The organism is Paenibacillus sp. D51F (genome assembly GCF_053345695.1).
Genome location: NZ_JBKFAO010000018.1, coordinates 19,113 through 44,292, shown reverse-complemented (window position 1 = coordinate 44,292; position 25,180 = coordinate 19,113). Strand labels below are relative to the sequence as shown.

General features: G+C 58.6%; 22 protein-coding genes. 2 read left to right on the top strand and 20 right to left on the bottom strand.

The window, feature by feature from the left end:
* Positions 1 to 11: 11 nt before the first annotated feature.
* The 9 genes from ACLBWT_RS21560 to ACLBWT_RS21520 all read right to left on the bottom strand — a co-directional run bounded on the left by ACLBWT_RS21560 (position 12) and on the right by ACLBWT_RS21520 (position 11,269).
* Complete coding sequence (locus ACLBWT_RS21560) at positions 12 to 1,553, bottom strand: ABC transporter ATP-binding protein (RefSeq protein WP_447665174.1); 1,542 nt, start codon at positions 1,551 to 1,553, stop codon at positions 12 to 14.
* Positions 1,554 to 1,633: 80 nt separating this feature from the next.
* On the bottom strand, positions 1,634 to 2,725 hold the full coding sequence (locus tag ACLBWT_RS21555; RefSeq protein WP_447665173.1) for a BMP family lipoprotein: 1,092 nt from the start codon (positions 2,723 to 2,725) through the stop codon (positions 1,634 to 1,636).
* 329 nt (positions 2,726 to 3,054) lie between these two features.
* Positions 3,055 to 5,100, bottom strand: coding sequence for an ATP-dependent zinc metalloprotease FtsH (ftsH, locus tag ACLBWT_RS21550; RefSeq protein ID WP_447665172.1), 2,046 nt, complete (start codon positions 5,098 to 5,100; stop codon positions 3,055 to 3,057).
* 101 nt (positions 5,101 to 5,201) lie between these two features.
* Complete coding sequence (gene hpt, locus ACLBWT_RS21545; RefSeq protein ID WP_021878939.1) at positions 5,202 to 5,741, bottom strand: hypoxanthine phosphoribosyltransferase; 540 nt, start codon at positions 5,739 to 5,741, stop codon at positions 5,202 to 5,204.
* A 54-nt stretch (positions 5,742 to 5,795) separates the two neighbouring features.
* Positions 5,796 to 7,247 carry a tRNA lysidine(34) synthetase TilS gene (gene tilS, locus ACLBWT_RS21540; protein WP_447665171.1) on the bottom strand — a complete coding sequence of 484 codons (1,452 nt, stop codon included), beginning with the start codon at positions 7,245 to 7,247 and terminating at the stop codon, positions 5,796 to 5,798.
* A gap of 33 nt (positions 7,248 to 7,280) precedes the next feature.
* Positions 7,281 to 8,219 (bottom strand): protein kinase domain-containing protein, encoded by a 939-nt coding sequence (locus ACLBWT_RS21535; RefSeq protein WP_447665170.1) that lies wholly within the window; start codon positions 8,217 to 8,219, stop codon positions 7,281 to 7,283.
* Complete coding sequence (locus ACLBWT_RS21530; protein ID WP_447665169.1) at positions 8,203 to 8,928, bottom strand: hypothetical protein; 726 nt, start codon at positions 8,926 to 8,928, stop codon at positions 8,203 to 8,205. Before ACLBWT_RS21530 ends, ACLBWT_RS21535 begins: the two co-directional genes overlap by 17 nt.
* An 89-nt stretch (positions 8,929 to 9,017) precedes the next feature.
* On the bottom strand, positions 9,018 to 10,052 hold the full coding sequence (locus ACLBWT_RS21525; RefSeq protein WP_447665168.1) for an NADH:flavin oxidoreductase/NADH oxidase: 1,035 nt from the start codon (positions 10,050 to 10,052) through the stop codon (positions 9,018 to 9,020).
* A 392-nt stretch (positions 10,053 to 10,444) separates the two neighbouring features.
* Positions 10,445 to 11,269 (bottom strand): AraC family transcriptional regulator, encoded by an 825-nt coding sequence (locus ACLBWT_RS21520; RefSeq protein ID WP_447665167.1) that lies wholly within the window; start codon positions 11,267 to 11,269, stop codon positions 10,445 to 10,447.
* Positions 11,270 to 11,509: 240 nt separating this feature from the next.
* Between ACLBWT_RS21520 and ACLBWT_RS21515 the strand changes: the two genes are divergently transcribed.
* Together ACLBWT_RS21515 and mgrA are read left to right on the top strand one after the other, a co-directional pair.
* The gene (locus tag ACLBWT_RS21515) at positions 11,510 to 12,112 is read left to right on the top strand and encodes a hypothetical protein (RefSeq protein ID WP_447665166.1); all 603 of its coding nucleotides are present in this window, start codon (positions 11,510 to 11,512) and stop codon (positions 12,110 to 12,112) included.
* A gap of 103 nt (positions 12,113 to 12,215) precedes the next feature.
* Positions 12,216 to 13,208 carry an L-glyceraldehyde 3-phosphate reductase gene (mgrA, locus tag ACLBWT_RS21510; protein ID WP_447665165.1) on the top strand — a complete coding sequence of 331 codons (993 nt, stop codon included), beginning with the start codon at positions 12,216 to 12,218 and terminating at the stop codon, positions 13,206 to 13,208.
* A 74-nt stretch (positions 13,209 to 13,282) separates the two neighbouring features.
* On the opposite strand, the gene ACLBWT_RS21505 is transcribed toward mgrA, so the two are convergent.
* From ACLBWT_RS21505 to ACLBWT_RS21455, 11 genes are all read right to left on the bottom strand, one after another.
* Positions 13,283 to 13,978: a hypothetical protein gene (locus ACLBWT_RS21505; protein ID WP_447665164.1), complete on the bottom strand. Its 696-nt coding sequence runs from the start codon at positions 13,976 to 13,978 to the stop codon at positions 13,283 to 13,285.
* On the bottom strand, positions 13,975 to 14,865 hold the full coding sequence (locus ACLBWT_RS21500) for an ABC transporter ATP-binding protein (RefSeq protein ID WP_447665163.1): 891 nt from the start codon (positions 14,863 to 14,865) through the stop codon (positions 13,975 to 13,977). The genes ACLBWT_RS21505 and ACLBWT_RS21500 overlap by 4 nt, the downstream gene beginning before the upstream one ends.
* A 1-nt stretch (position 14,866) precedes the next feature.
* Entirely contained in the window at positions 14,867 to 15,238 is a 372-nt protein-coding gene (locus ACLBWT_RS21495) for a GntR family transcriptional regulator (RefSeq protein WP_447665162.1), read from the bottom strand.
* Positions 15,239 to 15,408: 170 nt separating this feature from the next.
* A complete protein-coding gene (locus ACLBWT_RS21490) occupies positions 15,409 to 16,164 on the bottom strand; it encodes a hypothetical protein (RefSeq protein WP_447665161.1) in 756 nt (251 codons plus the stop codon).
* A 117-nt stretch (positions 16,165 to 16,281) separates the two neighbouring features.
* Positions 16,282 to 18,777 carry a stage II sporulation protein E gene (gene spoIIE, locus ACLBWT_RS21485; RefSeq protein WP_447665160.1) on the bottom strand — a complete coding sequence of 832 codons (2,496 nt, stop codon included), beginning with the start codon at positions 18,775 to 18,777 and terminating at the stop codon, positions 16,282 to 16,284.
* A 434-nt stretch (positions 18,778 to 19,211) separates the two neighbouring features.
* Positions 19,212 to 19,985, bottom strand: a complete 774-nt coding sequence (locus tag ACLBWT_RS21480) for a hypothetical protein (RefSeq protein ID WP_447665159.1) — start codon at positions 19,983 to 19,985, stop codon at positions 19,212 to 19,214.
* Positions 19,969 to 21,492 carry a type IV pilus biogenesis protein PilM gene (gene pilM, locus ACLBWT_RS21475; RefSeq protein WP_447665158.1) on the bottom strand — a complete coding sequence of 508 codons (1,524 nt, stop codon included), beginning with the start codon at positions 21,490 to 21,492 and terminating at the stop codon, positions 19,969 to 19,971. The genes ACLBWT_RS21480 and pilM overlap by 17 nt, the downstream gene beginning before the upstream one ends.
* Before the next feature lie 18 nt (positions 21,493 to 21,510).
* Positions 21,511 to 22,278, bottom strand: a complete 768-nt coding sequence (locus ACLBWT_RS21470; protein WP_447665157.1) for a prepilin peptidase — start codon at positions 22,276 to 22,278, stop codon at positions 21,511 to 21,513.
* Positions 22,279 to 22,291: 13 nt separating this feature from the next.
* Positions 22,292 to 22,807, bottom strand: a complete 516-nt coding sequence (locus ACLBWT_RS21465; protein ID WP_447665156.1) for a type II secretion system protein — start codon at positions 22,805 to 22,807, stop codon at positions 22,292 to 22,294.
* A 35-nt stretch (positions 22,808 to 22,842) separates the two neighbouring features.
* The gene (locus ACLBWT_RS21460; protein WP_447665155.1) at positions 22,843 to 24,051 is read right to left on the bottom strand and encodes a type II secretion system F family protein; all 1,209 of its coding nucleotides are present in this window, start codon (positions 24,049 to 24,051) and stop codon (positions 22,843 to 22,845) included.
* Between the two features lie 3 nt (positions 24,052 to 24,054).
* A complete protein-coding gene (locus ACLBWT_RS21455) occupies positions 24,055 to 25,098 on the bottom strand; it encodes a type IV pilus twitching motility protein PilT (RefSeq protein ID WP_447665190.1) in 1,044 nt (347 codons plus the stop codon).
* Positions 25,099 to 25,180: the final 82 nt, after the last annotated feature.

Sequence of the window (25,180 nt, the reverse complement as noted above, 5' to 3'; positions counted from 1 at the left end):
GTCCTCCTGTCTCAGCCTGTATGGCCGGCGCCGGCTCCCATGGCGTTGCCCGCCATCATGAGTCCGATTTGCTCTTCGTTTTTCTCGTCGGCTTCCATCTGGCCCATGAACCGTCCCTCATAGATGACCGCTAGGCGGTCGGAGAGGCCATACAGCTCCTCCAGCTCGAAGGAGACGAGCAGCACCGCTTTGCCTTCGTTGCGGGCTTCGATCAGCTGCTTGTGCACGAATTCGATGGCGCCGACGTCAAGACCGCGAGTCGGCTGCACGGCGATGATCAGCTCCGGATCGCGGGTAAGCTCCCGGGCGATGATCGCCTTCTGCTGGTTGCCGCCCGACAAGGAGCGGGCCTCCGTATGGATGCCGGACATCCGCACGTCGAACTGCTCGGAGAGCTTCTTGGCGTTCTGGTCCATCGCCTTGTAGTTCAATAAACCTTTGTGGGTAAAAGGCTCTTTGTAATAGTTGTTCAGCACCATATTCTCGCTGACGCTGAAGTCGAGCACGAGACCGTGCTTGTGCCTGTCTTCGGGAATATGCGATACGCCGGCTTCCGTCACCGTACGTACGGAGGTTCCCAGCAATTCCTTGCCGAGCACCTTCACCGAGCCGCCGCTTGCCTTGCGCATGCCGGTGATCGCCTCGACGAGCTGCGTCTGTCCGTTGCCGTCGACGCCGGCGATGCCGAACACTTCGCCTGCGCGGATGTCGAAGGTGACATGGTCGACGACCGGCTTGCCGTGCTCGCCCGGAACGACCAGATCCTTCACTTCCAGCACCGGCTTGCCCGGCTTGCTCTTCTGCTTGTCCACTTGGAAGCTGACCGAACGGCCGACCATCATTTCCGCCAGCTGGCGCTCGTTGGATTCCTTCACGGAAACGGTGCCGATGACCTTGCCGCGCCGGATGACGGTGCAGGTGTCCGCAATCTCCATGATTTCCTTGAGCTTATGCGTGATGAGAATGATCGATTTGCCTTCGCGAGCCAGATTGCGCAGAATGACGATCAGCTCTTCGATCTCCTGAACGGTCAGAACGGCTGTAGGCTCGTCGAAGATGAGAATGTCCGCGCCGCGGTAAAGCGTCTTCAGAATTTCGACCCGCTGCTGCATGCCTACGGTAATATCCTCGATCTTTACGCGCGGATCCACTTTCAGGCCGTACTGCTCGGAAATCTGCTTCACGCGTTCATTGGCGCTTTTGATATCGATCGTAGCGCCTTTGGTAGGCTCGTTGCCCAAAATGATATTCTCCGCTACTGTAAAAGGCTTGACCAGCTTGAAGTGCTGATGGACCATGCCGATCCGCAGCTCGATCGCCTTGCCGGCACCGTCGATAACCACGGGGCTGCCGTTGATTTCGATATGCCCCTCGTCAGGCTGATAGAGCCCGAAAAGGATATTCATGAGAGTCGACTTGCCGGCGCCGTTCTCTCCTAGAAGGGCGTGGATCTCTCCCTTTCCAAGCTGCAGGCTGATGTTGTCGTTCGCGACAATGCCGGGAAATCTCTTGGTGATTCCTTTCAGTTCTGCTACGATCGGCCTTTGCTCCATCCTTGCATCTCCTTCCCTTTTACGGCAAAAAGAACAAGGCCGGCTCTAGAGGCTGGCCTTGTCTTTGGGCTCGGACAATCTTACTTGCTTGGCGCGGTTGGTACCGTGATTTCTCCGCCCGTAATTTTCGCTTCGTACTCTTTTACTTTGGCCATTACATCCTCAGGGACGTTAGGGTTGTTCTCAGGAAGACCTACGCCGCCGTCTTTCAGGCTCAGCGTACGAGTCGATCCGCCTTCGAATTTGCCGTCGGCCAGATCTTTGGAAACCATTTCTACCGCTTGGTCAACGCGCTTGATCATGGAAGTCAGCGTGATGTCATTGCCGAAGTCGACGGATTGGTCTTTGTCGACGCCGATAACCCATACTTTTTGACCTTTGCTGACGCGCTCTTTGGCTTCGGTGAAGACGCCGTTGCCGCTGCCGCCTGCTGCATGGTAGATGATGTCGGCGCCATCGTTGTAGATCGTAGCTGCTGCCGCTTTGCCAAGGTCAGGCTTCGTGAAGTCGCCCACATAGCTGACTTTTACCGTAGCATCCGGATTGACAGCTTTCACGCCAGCCGTGAAGCCAGCTTCGAATTTGCCGATCAGGTCCCCTTCTACGCCGCCGACGAAGCCGATTTTGTTCGTCTTGGTCGTCAGGCCCGCAACGACGCCGACGAGGAAGGAGCCTTCGTTCTCGGCGAACATGACAGATTCTACGTTAGGAGCGTCTACTACGGAGTCGATGCTCGCGAGCTTCGCATCCGGGTTTTGAGTGGCCACATTGGTCATCGCTTTATTCATCATGAAGCCGATGCCCCAAGTGAGGTCGTAGCCGCCTTTGATCAGCGTGTTCAGGTTAGGCTCGAAGTCGGCGTCGCCCTTCGATTCAAGAGCCTTTACCTTGATGCCGGTGTCTTTCTCGAGCTTCTGGAGGCCTTCCCAAGCGGATTGGTTGAAGGACTTGTCGTTGATGCCGCCGCCGTCCGTAACCATGCCGATCTTGAGCTTGGAGTAGTCGGCGTTGGAGCCGCCTGCATTCTCCGTATTGGCAGGTGTGTTGGTACCCGCTGCTCCGCCCGCATTCTCGGAGTTGTTATTATTCTTCGAACCGCAACCGGAAACAACGAGCATCATAGCGAGCGCAGATACACTCAGCACTTGGAACGGCTTGCTTGTCCATTTCATCTGTGTATTTCTCCCCTGTCCTATACGTTTTGATTGGATATAGTTATTATAGCCTATAATCAATAAGAGTCAATGAGAAAATGTTATTAAAACTTACACGGTGAAAGCATTTACATCTGAATAATCCAAAGCATTTTCATTTTTCATGAAATAAATTGGATAAATATGACCTCTATTCATCTATAAAACTTACATAGCCCTTACAGAGGGAATTATTTCTACCCTGTTACCTTTCCCTCACCCTCGGATATTATACCGGACCGCCTGAGCATAAGCAACAGCCCTCATGCACAATTGTGCATGAGGGCTGCAAGGTTTCAATCGATAACTTAGACTTTGTCCGGACCGCTGCCGGTACCGTCTCCGCCGATGTCGGAGCCGCCTGTATTGGCGTCAGTAATGCTCTCGCCTGCAGTCGATCCTTCGCCGGGATCGCGAGGCTGGATGCGGATCTTGACACCGCCGATCGTGTCGATCGTCGGCTCGCTGGAAGGTTCTTCGCCGCCTGCGTCGCCGCTGCCCGAACCGTCGCCGTTCTCGGAGCCGGTCTCGATCAGGTTGCGGATCTGCTCCAGGTCGAGCGTCTCGAGGCGAAGCAGCGTCTGAGCGATCAGATGCACTTCCTTGCTCTTCTCGGTAAGCAGCTGCTTCGCGCGGTTGTAGCTCTCGTTGATGAAGTTCTGCATCTCCTGGTCGATCTCGTAAGCGATCTTGTCGGAGTAGTTCTGCTCGTGGCCGATATCCCGTCCAAGGAATACTTGGCCTTGCGTGCTGCCGAACTGCATCGGGCCGAGCTTGTCGCTCATGCCGTATTCCATGACCATGCTGCGGACGATTCCGGTCGCTTGCTTGAAGTCGCTGTAGGCACCGGTGCCGATTTCTCCGATGAACAGTTCTTCGGCTACGCGGCCGCCCAGCAAGCCGGTGATCTTGTCGAGCATTTCCTGCTTGGTGATGAGCATGCGGTCTTCCTTAGGAAGCATGATGACATAACCGCCGGCGCGTCCGCGAGGAATGATCGTGACCTTGTGCACCATGTCGGCATTCTCCAGGAAGTAGCCGATGATGGTGTGGCCCGCCTCGTGGTAAGCCACGATGCGCTTCTCGCGATCGCTGATGACGCGGCTCTTCTTCTCCGTGCCCACGATGACGCGGTCGATCGCTTCATCGACCTCGGTCATGCCGATATCCTTCTTGTTGCGTCTTGCGGCAAGCAATGCCGCTTCATTAAGAAGGTTCTCGAGATCGGCGCCGGTAAAGCCGGTCGTCCGCTTCGCGATGATCTCCAGCTTGACGTCCTTGTTGAGCGGCTTGTTCCGCGCATGGACTTTGAGGACGGCTTCGCGTCCTTTAACATCCGGACGGTCAACCGTGATCTGACGGTCGAAGCGGCCTGGACGAAGCAGCGCGGGATCCAGAATGTCCGGACGGTTGGTGGCAGCTACGATGATGATGCCTTCGTTGGCGCCGAAGCCGTCCATCTCGACGAGCAATTGGTTGAGCGTCTGCTCGCGCTCGTCATGTCCGCCGCCGAGGCCTGCGCCCCGCTGGCGTCCGACAGCATCGATCTCGTCGATGAAGATGATGCAAGGCGCGTTCTTCTTGGCGTTCTCGAACAGGTCGCGGACACGGGATGCGCCTACGCCGACGAACATCTCGACGAAGTCGGAGCCGGAGATGCTGAAGAAAGGAACTCCGGCTTCGCCTGCGACAGCGCGGGCCAGGAGCGTCTTGCCGGTACCCGGAGGGCCCACCAGCAGCACGCCTTTCGGAATGCGGGCGCCGACTGCGGCGAACTTGCGCGGATCCTTGAGGAATTCGACGACCTCGACGAGCTCTTGCTTCTCCTCGTCGGCGCCGGCGACGTCCTCGAACGTGACCCGCTTCTTCTCTTCGTTATACAAACGGGCTTTGCTCTTGCCAAAGTTCATGACCTTGCCGCCGCCGCCCTGTGCCTGATTGATCAGGAAGAAGAACAGGATGAAGATGATCACGAACGGAATGATGGAGGTCAGGAATGTAAGCCAGATGCTCTGGCCTTTCATTTTCTTGTACTCGATCGCGATTCCATTCTTCAAGGCTGTATCCGAAATCTGCTTGGAGGTGTATTCCTCCGCATTTGTGTAGGTGAAGAACTTGAGCGAATTGCTTTCAGACCCCGCTGGCGCTTTCTTGTATTCACCGGTCACCAGATACGTGTAACTGTCGAATTGAACCGTCAGCTTGTCGATATTGTCAGCCTGGAGCTGATGTTGGAACTCGTCGTAACGAATCTGGGTGCTGTTTTCGTCCTGATTGCTGATGAATTGGACAATTCCGACGGTTACCAGGAAAATAAGCAGGTAAAATCCAGTGTTCCGGATGATTCGATTCATCCCCTACCTCCTCTCAAGACGCTTCAAATATTTTACCATAGCCTGTCTGACCATCTCAACAGAACCCCGGTTCAGGGCAGGCAAGGGAAATCGCAAAGGGACTATTTGGTGTAGACTTCCGGTTTCAGGATGCCGATGTAAGGGAGATTGCGGTAGTATTCCGCATAGTCGAGGCCGTATCCGACGACGAAAGCATCCGGCAGCGTGAAGCCGGTATAGTCGGCATCGAGATCGACCGAGCGTCCCGACGGCTTGTCGAAGAGGGTGACGACCGTGACGGACTTGGCGTTGCGCCTCTCAAGCACGTCGATCAGATAGCTGAGCGTGAGCCCGCTGTCGATGATATCCTCCACGATCAGCACGTCGCGGCCTTCCACGGAAACGTCCAGATCCTTGATGATCTTGACGACCCCGGAGGATTTCGTTGAAGCTCCGTAGCTCGATACGGCCATGAAGTCCATTTCCAGAGGCACGCGTATTTCCTTAACCAGGTCCGCCATGAAGATAAACGCGCCCTTGAGCACACAGATGACAAGCGGATTGCGGCCTTCGTAATCGCCGGTCAGAATCTCTCCGAGCTCCTTGACCTTCCTCTGGATCTCTTCCTCGCTGTGCAGAATCTCTTGAATGTCGTTATGCAAGTTGTGTTCCTCCCGATGACCTTAATCCTATAATTATGAATCCAATAAGCCTGGTTATTCTCCATTCTCTTCGCTGCCGAGGCCTCGGGCCGGATTCGGCGCCGATTCGACGACGAGCAGCCGCCGGCTCTCCGGCTCCGCCGCAGCTTCCGCCGAGCGGCGGATGCCCGGAATCCAAAGGATTGTTCCCTCGCCGTCGCACAGAAGCGGCAGCAAGTCCCTGCGGGAAGGCGGAACCTTGGCGTCAACGAACATATCTTGCACCTTTTTGGTGCCGTTTAGTCCCATGGCGCTCATCCGGTCGCCTGCCCTGCGGGGCCGCACGGCAAGAGGAAGCGACAGCTTATCCAGGTCGAATACGGCGCGGTGCGGACCAGCCTGCGCAGCCTTCCCGACTGCGTCCCCGTCCAGATCTTCCAGCGTCCGGAATGCAAACAGAAGGCCCGCCTCTTCAAGAACGAGCCGTCCGTCCAGCGGAGCCTCGCGTTCCTCCAGGGCTGCCTTCACGGCGGGGCGCCGCTCCCAGGAGAGCTGCCCGTATTCCCGGCGGAAGCGCAGTCCGCGGGAGAGGTCGATGCGCCAGTTGGACGGCTCCGCCGCCAGGGCGCCAAGACGTATATTCTCCACCTCTTCAAACCCGGTGGGTTCCTTTTCCAGAGCGAGATAATCTAATATTAGTTTAATCAATCTCCTTTGTAAAGCGACGTGGAGACCCGCCAAATCCGCGCCCCGCATCGTCATTCCGCCTGCGGTGGAGGCGACCAGAGACCGATGGAGGGACTCCGTTTCCCGGTCCAGGAAATCCGCTTCCGCCGAGGCGGCCTCGGCAAGCCGGCACAGCGACGGTCGGAGCCGGGAGTTGAAACGCTCCAGCGAAGGAATCGCCTCGAGCCGAACGGCGTTGCGGAAGTAATCCGGATGTTCGTTGCTGCTGTCCGTGAAGGAAGGAACGCCGAAGCGGCTGCAGTAATCCAGGAGGTCCGACTTGCCTATACGCAGGAGAGGACGGATAAGTTCCACTCCCCCTTCGGTGCGCCGGGGCGCAATGCCCGCAAGGCCGGACGGCGCCGTGCCACGGATGATCCGCATCAGCACGGTCTCCGCCTGGTCGTCCGCATGGTGGGCAAGCGCGATCGCCGACGCCCCGTGGGCTGCCGCGGCTTCATGCAGGAACTTGTAGCGCAGCTTGCGGGCCGCATCCTGCTTGTTGCCGCCTCTTCTCTCCAGATAAGCCGGCACATCCAGCTCCGCGGAATAAAAAGGGATGCCGAGCCGCTCGGCGAAAGCCCGCACTCCCTCATGCTCGGACCTTGACTCCTCCGGCCTGAAGCCGTGATTCGCATGGGCCGCCCCAAGCCGCAGCTCCCAGCGCCCGGCAGCTGCATGGAGCGCATGCAGCAAAGCCATGGAATCCGGCCCCCCGCTGACGGCGACGACGATCGCCGCCCCCCGTTCCCAGAGGCGATCCTTGAATCCGCGCTCCAGCTCTTCGACCAGCCTCTCCATGCTCCAACCCTCCCCCTTTAAGAACGCCTTTTCTTATCCCTGGCCGAGCAGAAGCCAGTACAGGACCGCGGCGAGCGCCCCGGACGACAGCAGGAACAGCGCCTTCGTCCATCCCGGAACGGCGCCCTTCCGCTTCTTGGGGCCGCCTCCCGTCCCGATTCTCCGCATGACGACGCTCCATGCCGCGCCCGCCTCCTCCGCATTTCGGAAGCCGCCGGCAAACGCCCTCTCCAGCCAGCCTGCGAACGGACGCAGCTCGGGGCATTCTGAAGCAAGCTTCAGCAGCTCCTGCGGCGAGCGGTTTTGCGGCAAGGTGCCGGCCGTATGGCGGTAGAGCGCCTTTTCTTGAAACAGCTGGACGCACAGCACCCCGAAGGAGAAAAGGTCGTAGGCCGCGTCCGAAGCGCGAGTGCCCGCATTCCAATAGCCGCGGTCGTAAATCTCCGTGAATTGGCGGATGCTCTTGCCGAACGCTGTAACGCCTCCGTAATCGACCAGCTCCACATGCCCGTATTCGGCTGCGAGAATATTGTCCATCTTGAGATCGCCGAAGGCCCATCCCGACTCATGCAGCTCGGCCAGACGCTGCAGCAGGTTGTAGCCCGCGATCGGAAACCATTCCGGCCCCCGGGCAGCAAGAAAGGCGGGGAGCTTCGTTCCCCGCACATATTTCATCACATAGAATGGATATTCCTTGCCGCCTGCGAGCTTCAAATCGTCGACGTCATGCAGGAAAGGCTCGGCCCGGCTCCCGGCCCGGCCTTCCAGCGCCTGCAGCACGTTGATCTCGGACTGCAGGTCGACCGTGTCCGAGCCGACCTTCAGCGCCAGCAGGCGCCGGTCCCGCTCGACCAGGTACACTTTGCCGTTGGCCCCTTCTCCGAGCATGCGCTCGACCCGGTAGCGGCGTTTGCGCCACTTGCCGGTGATGACCATGCCTTTATCCAAATGAAGCTTAAACGACGTATCCACTCATCATCCCGTCCTCTTCGCCGCCCCGCCGCCGGTCGTCCCTGCCGCGATAATGCTCGATGACCTGCAGCAGAGCGGGGCCTGTCGGCGTCGTGCCGCGCATCTGCAGCTTGGGAAACAGAGACTGCACGCCGCTCAGGTTCGTCGTCCAGTCCATATCCAGGGAAGCGTCGTCGCCATGCCCATTGCCTGGGAAATGAAAGACGGACAGCTCGCTGATTCCCTGCCTCGACTGCAGGCTGAGCATCAGGTCGCGGATGGCTTCCTCCACGGCCGCCATCTTGGGCTTCATGCTTGCGCTGGCGTCGATGAGCAGCGCGACCCGCAGCTTGCTCGTCTCTCCGAGCTCGTCCATCACGCGCACGACCTCGCTGCGCTTCTCCGGCGGCAGCTCCTCGATGGCGCCTTGGCCGCCGAGCACCGACTTCAGTTCCTTCTGCACGACCTGCTGGATCGTCTGCACGACGGTTTTGCGCGTCATCATCTGCACTGTCTGCGACAGCTGGCGGGTGCTCGCCATCCGGCTCATGCCGCCGCCCGCATGGGCGATCTCCTGAATTTCCTTGGCTCCGTATTCGCCGAGGTCCCCGCCGTCGAGCACGCCGACCACATTCACCGTAATGCCGTCCGACAGCGCCTGAGCCGCCGCCACGACGGGGCTGAGGCCGACATTGGAGCAGCCGTCCGTTATAAGCAGAATTTGTTTCATGATTTGCCCTCCAGAACTTGGGATGCAGGTAAGTCTAGAAATCAACTTATCTATCTACCAGCTTTCCCGATTCTGGAAGGATTCATAACTTAGCGCAGAGGATATCCCCGTTTGTAAGGAACCTGCTCCGTGCGGCCGCCCTCCGTCTTGAGGATGGCATTGACCGCCCAGTAAGGATTGCGCAGCATCCCGCGGCCGACGGCCGCCAGATCCGCATCGCCCGTTCCGACGACCGCGGCGGCGACTTCGGGCTCGTCGAGCATGCCGACAGCGATGACGGGGAGGCCCGTCTCTTCCTTGATCCTGCGAGCCATCGGAACCTGATAGGCAGGGTAGTTGCCCGGCTTCAGATCGCCGTTCGGAGGCGCCTCGCCGCCGGAGGAAACATGAAAGGCATCGACTCCGGCTTCCTGATAGCGGCGGGCCAGCTCGGCGCCGTAGTCCAGATCGTACCCTCCTGCGATGTATTCGATGGCCGAGATCCGCATGACGAGCGGCATGCCTTCCGGCAGCACCTCTTTGACCGCCCGGATCACCTCGCAGCCGAAGAGCATTTTGTCCTGTCCGTACTTGTCCGTCCGATGGTTGAGAGACGGGGAATGGAACTGATGGATCAAATAGCCGTGGGCGCCATGCAGCTCGATCGTGTCGAACCCGGCTTCCACCGCGCGGCGGGCGGCTTGACGGAACAGCTCCACCTGGGCTTCCGCCTCCTCCGTCGTAAGCTCCCGGGGAGTCTTCCAGCCCTCCGGCTCGACGGGAATCGGAGAAGAGCTGACCGGCACCGCCGCATCGGTCGCCTTGCGTCCGGCATGCGCGATCTGCACCCCGACCTTGGCGCCGTAGCGCCGGCACTCGTCCACGATGCGCTTATAGGCCGGAATCTGCTCATCCGACCACAGGCCGAGGCAGCGGTTCGTAATCCGTCCGTCCGGCTCGACATTGGTCATTTCCATAATAATCAGCCCGGCTCCACCAACCGCCCGCGAGACATAATGCACATAATGCCATTCGTTCGGCGTGCCGTCCTCGGCATCAACCGAGTATTGGCACATCGGCGGCATGACGATCCGGTTCTTCAGCTCGAGGTTCTTGACGATGATCTTGTCCGACAGCTTGGCCATTCCACTCTCTCCTTCTTTCTCTGCTTCCGGTAATATCGACTTGCCTCTATTATATCCATTCCGCAGGCAAAACAAAAAAACCGCGTTCCCCTCGGCAGGGGAACGCGGATAGAAAGCGGCCTTTAGGCCTGGACGGTGGAGCGCCGCAGCAGCATATAAGAGACGGCGGCCAGTCAAGGCGCAGGCGAGCAGGAGGAATGTCGTCTGGACGATCGTAAAGTCGAGCTTCATGAGCCTCCATCTACAGACCCGATTGAGCGTGATTCGAACTGATTCTACGTGCTCAGGCAATAAATCATTCCGGCCATACTCCAACCAAACTCAATTAACCCGTACACAAAAGGGAGTTTTATGGTCATGAAGCAACAACGGCCTCTAGTTATTTCTTTCAATTATTCGGCATTATTTCGAATAGACCTAATCGTTCGAAAATTCCGGGGCGGTATTCCTATTTTCTTCTTAAACATTTTGGAAAAAAGAAGCGGGTCCTCATATCCGACAGAGCGCGCAATGTCGGCGATCGACAAACGGGAGTCGCGAAGCAGTTCGCAGGCTTTCTCCATTCGGTATTTCATCAGATAGTCCTGTGGCGACATGGACAAGGCCTCCTTGAACAGGCTTGCCAGGTAAATCCGATCGATGCCGACGTTAAGCGCGATGTCGGATATGTAAATCCGGTTGCCGAAATTCATGTGCACATACCCTATTGCTTGACGGATATACCGCTCTTTCTGGCCCTGCGGCCTACCGCTCTGGTTTCGTTGCGTGACAACAGCCAGGTCGGCGAGCTCTTTGAAAAAGCGGTATAGCGAACTTTGGCGAGCGAATGCCAAGCTTGCACTATATGCGCTATGAGCATCGAATGCATGGATGAACGTCTCAAACCACGAGTAGTCTGCAGCGAAGAATATGGGATTGTCTCGCGTCAAATTAATTTCCGCAAGCAATGGTTCCGCAGAACTGCCGCTGAACGCCAGCCACGAACAAATCCACGGATCCGTTTCGTCGGCGGTATATTGCGATACCGAATCGGGGTAAATCAAAAAACCTTGCCCCCTGCCCAGAGACCAGGTCTTCCCTTCCGCCTTGAAGACACCTTTTCCGGAATGAATGAAATGGAACTTATAGTGGTCCTTGACCCCAGGCCCCCAGTTATGACCAGGACAGCCGGATTTCTTGCCGTGATAATGATAAAGTAAGTCAAACCCGGTATCCATTTCGACTCCCCCTCACCAACAATTCCTTTCATTATGCCATATTAATCTTTCATGACAACATGGAATTATTCCTTCGCTTCCTTTATTTTTGAATAAGCACAGATAGGAGGAGATTAAACCGGGAACTGCATATGGGAAGGTTCCTAAGACGAGTGGGATCAAAAAGAATGCCGCCAGTCTCAATCAAAGCCTGAGAACGGGAAGATAGCTGAATAATATAAATCGGATTGAGGGATAGATGTGGGAAATATCATCTTATCAAGCGCGAATATTGGAGACCCTTCGATACAAGGTTCATTCAAACAGCAAGCCGGACGTTACGAAATTGTCGCGGGCGGCGAAGACATATGGGGTGTCAGAGATCAGTTCCATTTTGCCTATGTCATTCATACAGGCGACTTTGATTTTAAAGTCCGTTTGGAGTCGCTGGACATGCCTCACTTATATACGAAGGCAGGGATAATGGCTCGTGCAGCTCTGGACGCCGACAGCCCTCACGTATATATGATGGCATTCCCCGATAATAGCCTGCGAAATAAAAACAACGGAGGCTGCGAGTTTCAATACCGTGAGACAGCGGGCGGCGATAGCGTTGCAATCTATCCCGATGATTATACAACGGTGCCGCCGGAGTTCCCTGTCCAATATCCGGATACATGGCTGCGTCTGAAACGGATTGGCGACGAATTCACGGCATTTCACAGCTCGGACGGTCGGTCTTGGAAGCGCTATACTCAATTTACGATGAAGCTTTCTCATGAATTTTATTTAGGTCTGGCTATTACTTCACATGCAAGCGAAGCTGCCACCACGGCTGTTGTAAATGACATTACTCTCGAATAATCAGCGGTCATAACCCAAAATCCAAGAATTGCCCGCAGAATAGCCGTTTCTTTTGATTACCCATGCAAACCATACGAAGCACAGATGAAAGGATCGTGATATCGTGCCTTATCAAGCAAATAAAAACCGCTACGGTTCCATGAAATATTTCCGCACCGGAAAATCCGGACTTAAGCTCCCCGGAATTTCGCTCGGCTTGTGGCATAATTTCGGGGGGGTCGATAGTTTCGAAAATTCCCGAGCCATGCTGCTCCGGGCATTCGATCTGGGGATTACGCATTTCGATTTGGCTAACAATTATGGGCCGCCTCCAGGATCTGCAGAAGAAACGTTCGGCGAAGTGCTGCGAAAGGATTTGAAACCTTATCGGGACGAGCTCGTCGTCTCGACGAAAGCCGGATATGGGATGTGGGAAGGTCCTTACGGAGAATGGGGTTCCAGGAAGTACCTGATTGCCAGCTTGGACCAAAGCTTGAAACGGATGGGACTGGACTACGTCGATATTTTCTATTCTCATCGACCGGACCCGGAAACACCAATGGAAGAAACGATGGCGGCGCTCGATCAAGTCGTTCGTCAAGGGAAAGCGCTTTACGTAGGCATTTCGAGCTACAGCCCCGAACAATCGGCCGAAGCCATCCAGATTTTGAAGCAGCTCGGCACGCCGATGCTCATTCATCAACCTTCCTACTCGATGCTCAATCGTTGGGTGGAGGATGGTCTGCTTGATGTGCTTGAAGAAAATGGTACAGGCAGCATCGCCTTCTGTCCGCTGGCTCAAGGGCTGTTGACAAGCCGCTATTTGTCTGGAGTTCCGAGCGATTCCAGAGCAGCAAAGCCGAACACGTTTCTTCGCGAGAACGACGTCAAGGAAGAGACGGTCCAGAAGGTGAGAAAACTGAATGAGGTGGCGGCCGCACGCGGACAAAGCCTCGCGCAAATGTCTCTTGCTTGGGTGCTTCGCGGCGGCAGAGTAACCTCCGCACTGATCGGAGCGAGCAAAGTAAGCCAAATCGAAGAAAATGTTGCCGCTCTAAACAACCTTGAATTCAGCACCGAGGAATTGCAAAAAATCGATGACATTTTGAAACCGTAACCTTTGTCTCTGCTATAAGAGGCTGTCTCATAAGTCATTGTTGGTGACTTAATGGGACAGCCTCTTTCGATTTTCTACGCCTGAACCGTGGAACGCCGGAGCAGCATGTACGAGACGGCGGCCAGCGCCAACGTGCAGGCGAGCAGGAGGAATGTCGTCTGGACGATCGTAAAGTCGAGCTTCATGAGCCAACTGCCGACGCCCCGCCACCAGTTTTTGGCCGTCACGACCGCCGTCCAGCCTCCTAAGCCGAGCATCGACAGGAGGAAGAAGGAGAACAATCCTTTCTTGCCGAAGCGGCGGAACAGGCTTCCCGTCGCCATGCCTCCGAAAAACATGAACAGCAGCAGGCTGAAGAACGTCCATAGCGCGAGTCCCGCTCCGGAATCGCTGAGGTAAGGAATCTCGAAGAAATGAAGACCGACTCCCCAGCCATCGGTCGCCTGTTCCAGCAGAAGCATAACGGTCAGCAGCAAGGCCGACAGGAGAATGAATCCGCCGGCCGCCGCGGCCGTCCCGGCAAAATAGCTGCGGCGGGTGATACAAAGCCCGAGCGAGAAGGAGAACGTCTGGTGGATGACGACCATGCCGGCCACCAGCATATAGATCAGGATGGACAACAGTCCGCCCGTCGTGAAATTTTCCGGCCGCGCGATGAGTCCGATCGCAAAATTGACGATGAAGCTTGACAGGAGCACCATCCAGGGAATGTACAGCCAGGTCCACTTGTCCCTGGCATGCATGAGCGCTACGCTTGCCGTCCGGTTCATGCCGATCCCTCCTCGTTTCCGGATTCATTTGCGGTCATCTGCACGACCAGCTGCTGCAGGGTGAGCGGCGCCGCCTCAAGGCCAGCCGTCTTGGCTGCCGCCATGCCGCCGTCGCCCAGCTCTCCGAACACTGAGGCGCGGAGAAATCCACCCAGAGGCTCCTTGCCCAGCACGCTTCGTCCCCGAAGGAAGGCGTCCACCTTGGCTGCCGGACCTGCCACGCTGTACGCCCGCGACCGAAGCAGCTCCGCTTCCTCGTCCAGAATAAGCCTGCCGCGGTCGATCAGATAGATGTGCTCCAGCAGCCCGCTCACTTCGTCGATAAGGTGGGATGAAAGCACGATCGTACGGGGAAGCTCGGCGTATTCCTGAATCAGATTGCGATAGAAGATTTCCCGCGCGACCGCATCCAGGCCGAGGTAAGGCTCATCGAACAGCGTCAGCTCGGCGCGGCTGGCAAGGCCGACGATGATGCCGACAGCAGACAGCATGCCGCGGGAGAGCTTCTTCACGCGCTTCTTCACCGGCAGACGGAATTCCTTGAGCAGCTGCTCCGCCGTCTCCTGGCTCCAGCGCGGGTACAGCGACGAAGCTACGGCCAGGACATCGTGCACATGGAAGTTTTCCGGGTATTTCTGGCTCTCTTTAATGAAGCAGATTTTGCGGAGCATCTCTTCGTTCTCGAAAGGATGGCTGCCGAACACCTTGACTTCTCCCGATGTGGCGAACAACTGGGCGGTCAGCACATGCATAAGAGTCGTCTTGCCCGCCCCATTGCGTCCGAGCAGCCCATAGATCCGGTTCTCCTCCATCTTCAGCGTAATGCCGTCCAGCGCGTGCTGCCCTCCATAGGTCTTCGTAAGCCCATTCAGTTCCACGGCATGCATGTCATCCGCCCCTCCCTTTGTCCGTTATGAGCGAAGCGAGCTGCTCCCCGCTTATGCCCAGCTTCTCCGCCTCCTGCAGCAGCGGCACGATATACTGCTCGTAGAACTGATTGCGCCTGCGCGCCAGCAGCTTCTCCCTTGCGCCCTCCGCCACGAACATGCCGATTCCCCGCTTCTTGTAGAGAATGCCTTGATCCACCAATAGATTCACTCCCTTGGCCGCCGTCGCCGGATTGATTCCGTAGAACTGGGCGAAATGAGTGGTCGACGGCGCCTGCGCTTCCTCCGCCAGACTTCCATCGACGATGTCGTCCTCAATCCGCTCGGCAACCTGCATGAAAATCGGGCGGCCGTCATCCACCGGAAACGTCACTATATCCACCACCCAATTGGTTAATTACTCATGTAACTAACCATATAACCTATGCATCACCCTGTCAAGAGGTGCAGGCAAAAAAAGACCGGCAGCCCGAATGGGGGCTGCCGGTCTGCTTTATGGGAACGCCTTGCCCGGATGAGGGCGGGCGATATTGGAATCGGGTCTTAGTCCAGGCCTTTCGTCACCTCCTCTTTCCGGCTCCCGAAGGAGCCTCTCTCCACGCACTCGCCGCATGGACTTCTTGCCGGACCGAGCCGCATTCGGCGGTCATGGAGCCAGGCCGTTCGTCGACGCATGGCCGGCTTCTCCTCAAGCTGTGCGACGACAACCTCTATCTTCGGATGAAATCCTGCTGACTTCGTTCTCTTATCCGCACTCATGCTGTCATCCCCGGAGGCTTGCTGCTCCGCAAGCCGGCCTGTCGGCGAGCCATCCCTCGCTTGAGACGCCGATCGTCCGCCCTGCACCGCGACCAGCTGCGACGACCGCTCCGCTTGTCGATGCAAGCCCGGCTTGCCGCCGCCCGCGGACAGCACCTCCATCCTGCCTTCGGCATACCCTCTCTGCTCTGCCTGATGGGCGGCTGCCGACGCTGCTGCCGTCTCCATCAAAGCCGCCGCGAAGACGCGCTGCGCCATCCGCTCTTCCGCTGTCCAGAGCCGCTTGCCGCGCTTGCGGTCGGTCCGCAGGCGCATCCGGTCCATCTCCCTCAGCAGCATCTCCTGCAAGCGCAGCTCCTCGAGCCTCAGCTCTTCCTCGCGGCGCTTGGCCCGCTCCGCCTCGCGCCGCCGCTCTTCCTCCAGCTTGCGGGCCTCCTCTTCCTGCCGCTTGATCTCCTCCAGCCTTTGAAGCTGCTTCATGAGCAGATTCTCGCGCTTTTTACGGGAACGGGCACCGCTTTTACGGATGGATATCGCCATGGGAATTGTTCCTCCTAAATAATTGGGTTTTGGACGCTCCGCAAGGGAGACGGCTATCATAGCCCTCACGCCGATCTCGGGCGCAAGGAACGGACTTGGGGGGAAAACAAAGCGACTTCAGCTCACCGTGCGGGGACGCTCGAACTTGTTCACTCCCTGCCAGCGGAAGGACGCCCATTCCGGCACATGCTTCTCAATCTTCGCCACGACGACCGTCATGTCGTCGACGATCTCGCCTTTGTAGTGGCGAACGACCCGCTCCAGCAGCGTATCGGCAATCTCCTGCGGATCCGTCGTCTGCATCTCCTGGATCACCCTTTTCATCCACAGCTCCTTGTTCACCGCGTGGCCCGGCGCATCGTAGATTCCGTCCGTCATCATGATGAGCGTGTCCCCCGGCTGCAGCTGCATGCTGATGAGATCGACGTCGATTTCCTGCAAAATGCCGATCGGCAGGTTGTTGGCCGCCACGGGTATGACCTCATTGCCCCTCTTGATGAAGCTTGGCGTCGACCCGATCTTCATGAAGGTCGTATTGGCCGTGTACATATCGATCAGAGCCACGTCGACCGTGGCGAACATCTCATCCGGCGATCGGAGCATCAGCACCGAGTTGACCGACTTGATCGCCAGCTGCTCGTCCATGCCGGACTGCAGCAGCTGCTGCAGGATGCTGAGCGCTGTGCTGCTCTCCAGCCGCGCCCGCTCCCCGTTACCCATGCCGTCGCTGATGGCGACCGCGAACTTGCCGTTGCCAAGCTCGACGGTGCTGAAGCTGTCTCCCGACAGCAGGTCGCCGCCCTTGGCCGCTCCGGCGATGCCCGTCACGATCTCGTACTCCTTGGCGGAACCGAAGACGACCAGGTTCGGCTCTCCGTGCTTGGCGGGATTCCGCTCCGCCTTTACCGCGACATGCTCGCCCAGGATATCACTAAGCAGCGGCGCGATGATCTTGCGGCTTTCGTCATGCCCCTTAGGGAACGTGTGGTACACCTCAATCTCAACATTTCCTTCCTCCAGGCTGATAATATCGAGTCCATGTATGGACAATCCCAGCGACTCCAGCGCGTCGCGGATCTGCTCCTCCTGCAGATGAAGCGTCTGGCCCTCTCTCTGGATCTCCCGCGCGAGATCCTCCATGATCTGCGAGACGCCGCTCAGCTGATCCGCAACGAGCTGACGCGATTCGAAGATCTGCTTTTTCCAATGAAGATCATGCTTGTACCGCTCATGCTGCTGCTGCAGCGCCGCTATCACCAGATGGGTTTTGCTGCAATGGCTCGTCCAGGTGCGGGGCTTGTCCTTCCGGATTCCGTCATGGCCCTCGTCCACCGCCGTCATCATTTCCGTCATCATCTTATAAGTGTCGTAGAACTTGCCGTTCCAGCACATATCCTTGCGGTGGCAGTTCGAGCAGACCTTCTGGGAGGCTGCATTCATAAAATGCTGGATCTCTTCCTCCGCGGGCTTCTGCGCCGCCGGCGTATTGAGCTGTCCGAAGCTGCTCGCCAGCTGGCGGAACACTTCCGAGAACTGCGTGACCCGCTGGGCCGTTACTTCCCGCACTCTTTTCGCATATTCATGCTGGGACTTCACATGCTCGCTCGTGCCGGGCACATACCTCGAGATCATCTTCACCACGATCTTGGGGGTGAGCAGGAACAGCGCCGCCGCTGCGACCGACTCCCAGGTGCTGGCCATCACATCCGTCTGGCCTCCTATATAAAGAGAGAGAATGGAGGAACCGAGCAGCATCCCGAAAGCAACGGCCATCCGGCCGCCTTCCTTCATCAGCCCGGCAAGCATTCCGGAGAACGCGAGCAGGCTCATCTGCACGATCGCATTCAGGTTGGCGAGGCTGAGGATGAGGCCGGCGACGACGCCGACCGATGCGCCGAGGGGGGCTCCGCCCGCCAGCGCGAACAGCAGCAGCATGTAACGGGAGAGCACATGCTCCAGGGACAAGCCCGAGACGCTCCATCCGACCGCCCCGGTCATCACCGACGCCATCAGGATCATGAGGCAGATGATCTCCTCATTCTTGAGCGCATTGCTCTTGCGGGTGAGCGTCAGCACCGGGATCGCCTGGACGAACACGAGCGTCAGGACGAATGCCAGCGCCGACTCCACGCCGACCATCATGAGATCGTACCAGCCGAGCGTAGAGTGGACGAACGCCCCGAACAGCTTCACGACCAGCGTGGCGGCGAAGACGAGGATGGGGGCTTGGGACAGCTCCGCCTTCTCGTACATTTCCAGTCCCTTGAGGAGCAGGAACAGCACGGCGATCTCCATCGCGATCGGGATCACGCTCGGCGTCGCCGCCAGCAGGCTTCCCGCGACGAGCGACACGGCCGCCAGCTTGTACACGTCCCTTCGGAGGAAGAAGACGACCGCGAAGTATGCGGGAGCGAACGGCATCAAATTTTCCAGAATGACCGCCCTTCCGAGCAGGAACCCGACCAGAGCCAGCAAGATCGTCCACCTCTTCGAGGCGATCAGCTGCACCGCTCTCAGGGAGGCGGCTCTTTCCTTTCCTTTGCGCAGCGCGTCCGCCGTACGGCTTGTCCGCTGCTGTCCCGGGAACAGGACGATGTTGGCCTTTTCCTTCATACCGGCACCACCATTTCCGCTTTGTGTAGGTCTGATTATAGAGGGCCGTTTTAAGAAAGTTTGTCAGAACAAGGGTCCGCGCCAAAAGTTTTTTCCGACAAAACCTCCGGCTTGGCGAATACGCCGCGCGCGTTTGTCGGCGGCAGGCAAGAAAGCTTGCCGCGCTTGAAGCGGCGGGATGCGCGGCTGCGTCCATACCTTGCAGGCCATGCGGGGAATTTCACCTTCTGAAAGATTCTTAACGGGATTTAGTTCATTGCTTAACCCGTCGAATGGAGGTGGCGCCTGTCGGGATTGAAGGAGATCAGGGGAAAAGTTTTTGGCATAATCGGGTATAAGGCGAAAGAAGGGCTGCTGCAGTCGAAGCTTCGGGGCCGAAAAGACGCGAAAAAGCCGGTCCATGAGGACCGGCTTGGATGAAGAAGTGCTTGCAATTACTGGCTTGGCGCGGAGGACTCCGCGAAAGGAAGCAGGGCGTCTTCGACCTGGCTGCGGTAGGAAGGGTCGAAGTAGGCCGTGAAGGCGAAGTTCACGGTCAGCTCCCGTCCGTCCTCCGAGCCGGAGGCGCCCCGGGCGATCTCGAGCGAGTCGACGGTCGTAATCCGTTCCATGAGGTTCACCTGTTCCACGTAAGCCAATATGGACTCGTAGCTGCCTTTGATCACAGCAGCGACCTGCAGCTTTTTGGGTTCGGACGCTGCGGCTTGGGCTTGTCCGCCATCTTGGGCTGCCCCGTCCGGCGATGCCGTCTGGCCTTCCGCAGCAGCGGCCAGAGAATCGGACGCGGCGTCGGGAGCCGCTTCATCCGAGCCTGCGGCAGCGCCTTGGACGCTGCCGGTTCCGGCTGCCGTCCCGCTGCGTTCGAGCAGCGGCTCCGACGCGGACAAGTCGCCGGCGAAGCTCAGCGAAGCATGGCTGACCTTGGCTTCGGCGCCGATGCGCTCCAGATCGAGCGCCAGCTGCTCGGTATTGTCCCAGTAGGGCAGCGCTCCCTGGACGCCGTCGACGGGACGGGCATCGGCTGCAACCTGCTTTTCCGCCAGCTTCTTGCGCAGCACTTCGGTCAGCCTCTCTTGCTGGGCGATCTCTCCGTCCAGAGAGGCGGACTTGTCGAAGGCCGGCTTGACGAAGTAGAAAGCGTACAGCAGCAGAAGCAGGAACAGAATGACAGCCGTGAGCAGGATAAGCGTATTACGGCGCCGTGCCATCGGCTGTCGCCTCCTTCTCTTGCTGTTGATTGGCCGGCATGATGCGGATGGAATAGGAAACCGTCAAAGCCGAAGCGGTGCGGGCATCGCCCGGGCCAAGGACGGCTCCCGAATCGGCGGCGGCGATCGTGTTCATCTCCGCATGGCCGATCCAGGAAACCCTCCGCAGATCGAACAGGTACTTCGAGGCATCGCCCAGCGTCGCCATTCGGACGTCGGCGAGGAGCTGGCCTCCCTTGGCATACCGGAAGTTGACGAGCCGGGAAGCCGGAGGCAGAATGTCCTCCAGACCGCGGGCGAGCGCGGCAACATCCTGCTTGGAGGCGCGCAGCAGCTCGGCTTGCTCGTACGGATCGGAGCCGCTTGCCGCGGAGCTGCCGGCCTTGCTGATCTGCCGCTGCAGCGCAAGCCGCTCCTGGCCCAAAGCGAGTATCCGCTCTTCTTTGCGGGACGCATCTGCCGTTGCCGCCGCATAGCCGTAGACGGACAGAGCGGCGCAGGCGATCCAGGCGACCGCGATCAGCGACACGGCCAGCGGAGCGTAGCGTTTCTCGCGATCGATGCGCGGCAGCAGCGTGAGCCGCCGAACCGATTCGCTGCGGACGAGCAGGCCGCCGGGAATCAAATAATTCTCGGCGATGTCCGATTCCATGCCGGCCGCGATGGAAGCCGCTCCCGCCTCATAGAAGTCTACATCCGGCAGCGCTTGGCGCAGAGCGTTCATCAGCGTTTTGGCGCTGTCGCCTCCGCCGGACAGGATGCCCTTCGTAATCTTGGAGCTTCCTTCATGGATGCCGAACTGGTAGAAGCTGAGCATCCGCGAAATCTCGGCCGTCAGCTCTCCGACGCGCAGGCCGCTCAGCCCTTCCGAGGTTCCGTCTTCGTCGATGGAACGAATGAAGACAGGATTCCCCTCGTGGAACATGGCGATCTCCACCGAAGCTCCCTTGAGATGAATGTACATATGGCCCGAAGGCGGCTCCAGGTTGAGCGGATTCACCGCTCCCTGGATGGCCGTCGCCGCGATGCCCGTGCCGACAACCTTGATCCGGGCTTCCCGGAGCATGGAGACGAGCGGATCGATCCAACTGCGCGGAGCCGCGTAGACGAGAACCTGTGTCGTCTCCTCTCCGCGAACGACCGGCACGTAATCGTAGACGGGATTGTCGAAGGGAAGATGCATCGCTGTCTCCACCTCGAGGTGGATGAGCTCGCGAAGCTCCCTGTCGTTCACCGCCGGAATCATCAGCCGCCGGACGATGACCTGGGAAGTCGGCACGGCGAGGATGGCCGAGGCCCCCTGCAGCCGCTCTTCCTTGGCCCACTGGCGGATGGAGATGCGCAGGCTTTCGTCATTGATGATTCCGTCCTGCTCGATGAGCCCGGGCGGGAACGGGTAGAAGCCGGTCTTCTCGATCTCCCATCCATTTTTCTTCCGTAGAGTCGCATACCGGATTCCGGAGGCGTCCACCGTCATCCCGATCCGCTTGCTGCCCATTGCGAGCATAGATATCATCACTTCCCGCTATGTGAATAAAGTCAGGTAACCGTCAATCAGCGCATCTCCGTATCCGTAAGCAATGAGCGCGCCCAGCGCCAGGTAAGGCCCGAACGGAATCGGCTGCCGCGCAGCGCCGCCGCTTCGTTTCTTGGCCCGGAGCTGGATACTGCCGCCGATCGTGCCTGCCAGGCTGCCGAGCATGAGCGCCAGCAGCGTTCCCGGCCAGCCGAGCGCGAGACCGAGCACCGCGAGCAGCTTGACGTCGCCGAGCCCCATCCCTCCCCGGCTGAGCAGGGCGGCGGCGAGCAGAATGCCTCCGCCTGCCAATGCGCCCAGCAGGTAATAGAGGATGGTGTGCTCGCCGGGGCAGAATATGCGCAGCGCCAGAAGTATCGGCGCGAAAGCCAGCAGCACCGCGTTGGGAATCCGCATATAGCGGATGTCCGACACGGTGACGATGACGGCGAGGCTGGCCAGCAGCATGCCGATCGCCCCCTGCGCCGTCAGGCCGAACCGGAGGTAGGCCCAGACGAACAGCAGGCCGGCCGCCAGCTCGCCGGCCGGATAGAGCGCCGACACGGGCGCAGCGCAGTGTCGGCAGCGTCCCCGGCTGAGCGCATAGCTCAGCACGGGCACGAGGTCCCGCGCGGCGAGCCGCTGCCCGCAGGACGGGCAGCTCGACGGCGGCGCGACGAGCGACTGGCCGAGCGGCACGCGCAGGCCGACGACGTTGAAGAACGAGCCGCAGGCGAGGCCTAGGAGGAAGAGGTAAAGAGTGATTATGACGATCATGCTTACCTTAAAATCATTGTAATTGGTCAGCTGTGAATACTACATCAGTAGCTGAGTTTGCTACATCAATACTGATACTCGCAAATTCATTGTCCGTAAATGTGACATTTCCTCCTGAGATAGCTGCTCCAGTACTCGGTAAAGTGAGATTGTTCTCTAGAAAACCCTCTGAAGCGAGTCCAGGACTGGTTGCAGATCCATAAATAGGAATTACTCGATCGCCAGCTCCTGCATTTCCATTCATTTCACTTGTTACATACAATTTAGCTGCATCTCTAATTTGACGAGCCGTGTTCAAATCGGAAGTGTCTCTAGAATTGTCCATTACTCTCCCAATCAAAGGAATCGCAATCGCAGCAATAATACCCAAAATAACGATAACAGCCAAAAGCTCGATCAGCGTGAAGCCCTTCTCATCCTTCTTCAGACGTTTCAATACTGCTGTCATGTCGATCACTCCCATATTCATTGATTTGTTGTCATTCTCAAGGGCATCAGGGTTCACTGTATGCCCCGCCTTGCCTTCCAACCTGCCAATCCATCTATGTCATCCATTCTTGTTGTCTATCCCATCTGCCCATACAAGCTGAACATCGGCAGCATGATCGCCGCGACGATGAGGCCTACAACCCCCGCCAGGAACACGATCAGAAGCGGCTCGATCAGCGACTTCAGCCGGTCGACGGTGTTGTCGACGTCCATCTCGTAGAAGTCCGCGACCTTGGCGAGCATCTGATCGAGCGCGCCGGTCTCTTCGCCGATCGCGATCATCTGCGTCACCAGAGGCGGGAACACCCACGCCTTCTTGAGCGGCTCGGACAGCGGGTTGCCCCGCCGCAGCGAGTCCGCCGACTTGCGCAGATAACCGGCGATGACCCTGTTGCCGACAGCCTCCTCCACGATGTGGAGAGACTGCAGCATCGGCACCGAGCTCGCATAGAGCGAGGACAGCGTGCGCGACACCTGGGCGATGGCGCCCTTCTGCTGCAGCTTGCCGAATACCGGCATCTTCAGCTTGAGGTAATCAAGCCCGTATCCGCCCCGGTCCGTACGCGAAATGCCATAGATGCCGCCTACGACCGCAATCGCGACGAGAATCCAGACGTACCATTGGTTCTCGACGCTTTTGCTCATCGCCATGACGATCTTGGTGATCGCCGGCAGCTCCGCGTTCATCGACTCGAACATCGCGACGAACTGCGGCACGATCGCCTTGAGCAGGTACACGACCGCAGCAATCGCCAGCAGGCCGACGATGACGGGATACGTAAGCGCAGACTTGATCTTCTCCCGCGTCACATGCCCCTTCTCGAAGAACGTCGCCAGCCTCTCGAGCGTCCCTTCCAGATCGCCGGATTCCTCGCCGGCTCGAATCATGCTGGTGAACATGACCGGAAAGATCCGCTTGTGATCCTGCGCGGCTTGGGAAAACGAGCTGCCCCTCAGCAGGGCGGAGTGCACATCCTGCAAAGCCTTGCGCAGCGCCTTGCTCTCCGTCTGCTGCGCGAGAATCTCGGTCGCGTCCACGATCGTGACGCCGGCGCGGATCAAGGTGGCGAACTGGCGGCAGTAAACGATGAAATGAGCCATCTTGACGGGATTGCCGATATAGATGTCCATGTTGAACACGGTGTTCCGGTGCTCATCCAGCGAAAGGACGATGAGGCCGCGCCGGCGCAGCTCTTCCATCGCGGACGCCTTGTCCATCGCCGTGAGCATGCCCTTCAGCTGCTTGCCGCTGCCGCTTTTGACGTGGTATTGAAATTGCGCCAAGCGTCATTCGCCCCTTTCGCTCAAATAAGCCCTGGCTTCCGCCGAATCGGCCAGCCCCTGCTCGAGCAGCATCCTCACGCTGCCCTCCAGCGTGCACATGCCTTGCGCCCTGCCGGTCTGCATGACGCTGCGGATCTGGTGCACCTTCTCCGTCCGGATCAGGTTGGCCACCGCCGGAGTGTTCACCATGATCTCCGCCGCGCACAGGCGGCCCGTGCCGCCCGCCCGCCGCAGCAGCCGCTGCGACTGCACGGCAATGAGCAGCGAGGCGAGCTGGGAGCGGATCTGCCCCTGCCTGGATGCCGGGAACGAATCGATGATGCGGTCCACCGTCTGCGGGGCGTCGGCCGTATGCAGCGTCGACAGGACGAGATGCCCCGTCTCTGCCGCCGTCAGAGCGGCGGCCATCGTCTCCGGATCGCGCATTTCGCCGACCAGGATGACATCGGGCGCCTCCCGCATCGCCGCGCGCAGTCCGCTCTCGAAGCTGGCCGTGTCGACTCCGACCTCCCGTTGGTCGATCAGCGACTTTCCGTGGGGGTGGACGTACTCGACCGGATCCTCCAGCGTCACGATATGGCGGCTCGATGTCCGATTGATATGCCCGATCAACGAAGCCAGCGTGGAAGATTTGCCGCTTCCCGTCGGACCCGTAATGAGCAGCAGCCCTTGACGGCGCTCTGCCCATTCCCGTGCGACGGCCGGCACTCCGAGCTCTTCGAGCGAAGGCACCGAGGCAGGTATGACCCGCGCGGCAAGACTGATGCCTCCCCGCTGGCGAAAAGCATGAAGGCGGAACCTCGCTCCATCCGCCTCATAAGCGAGATCGGCCTCGCCTTGCTCGCGCAGGCTGGTCTCCATGACGCTGCCGAGCAGCGGCAGGATCATCGCCTCCGTATCGGCGGCGGCGAGCGGCGTTCCCCAGCTCTCCAATCGTCCGGCCGTCCTCAGCATCGGAGGCGCGCCAGGCGACAAATGAAGATCGGAGCTTCCTCTGCGGCGGGCTTCGCCGAGCAGCTCCAGCATCCTGTCCAGCGGCTGCTTCATCGCGATCTCTCCTGTCTCATGCTCATTCTCCGGTTCCGATTCATTCCACATGCAACTAGGTGAAATCCTATTATTGAAGAAG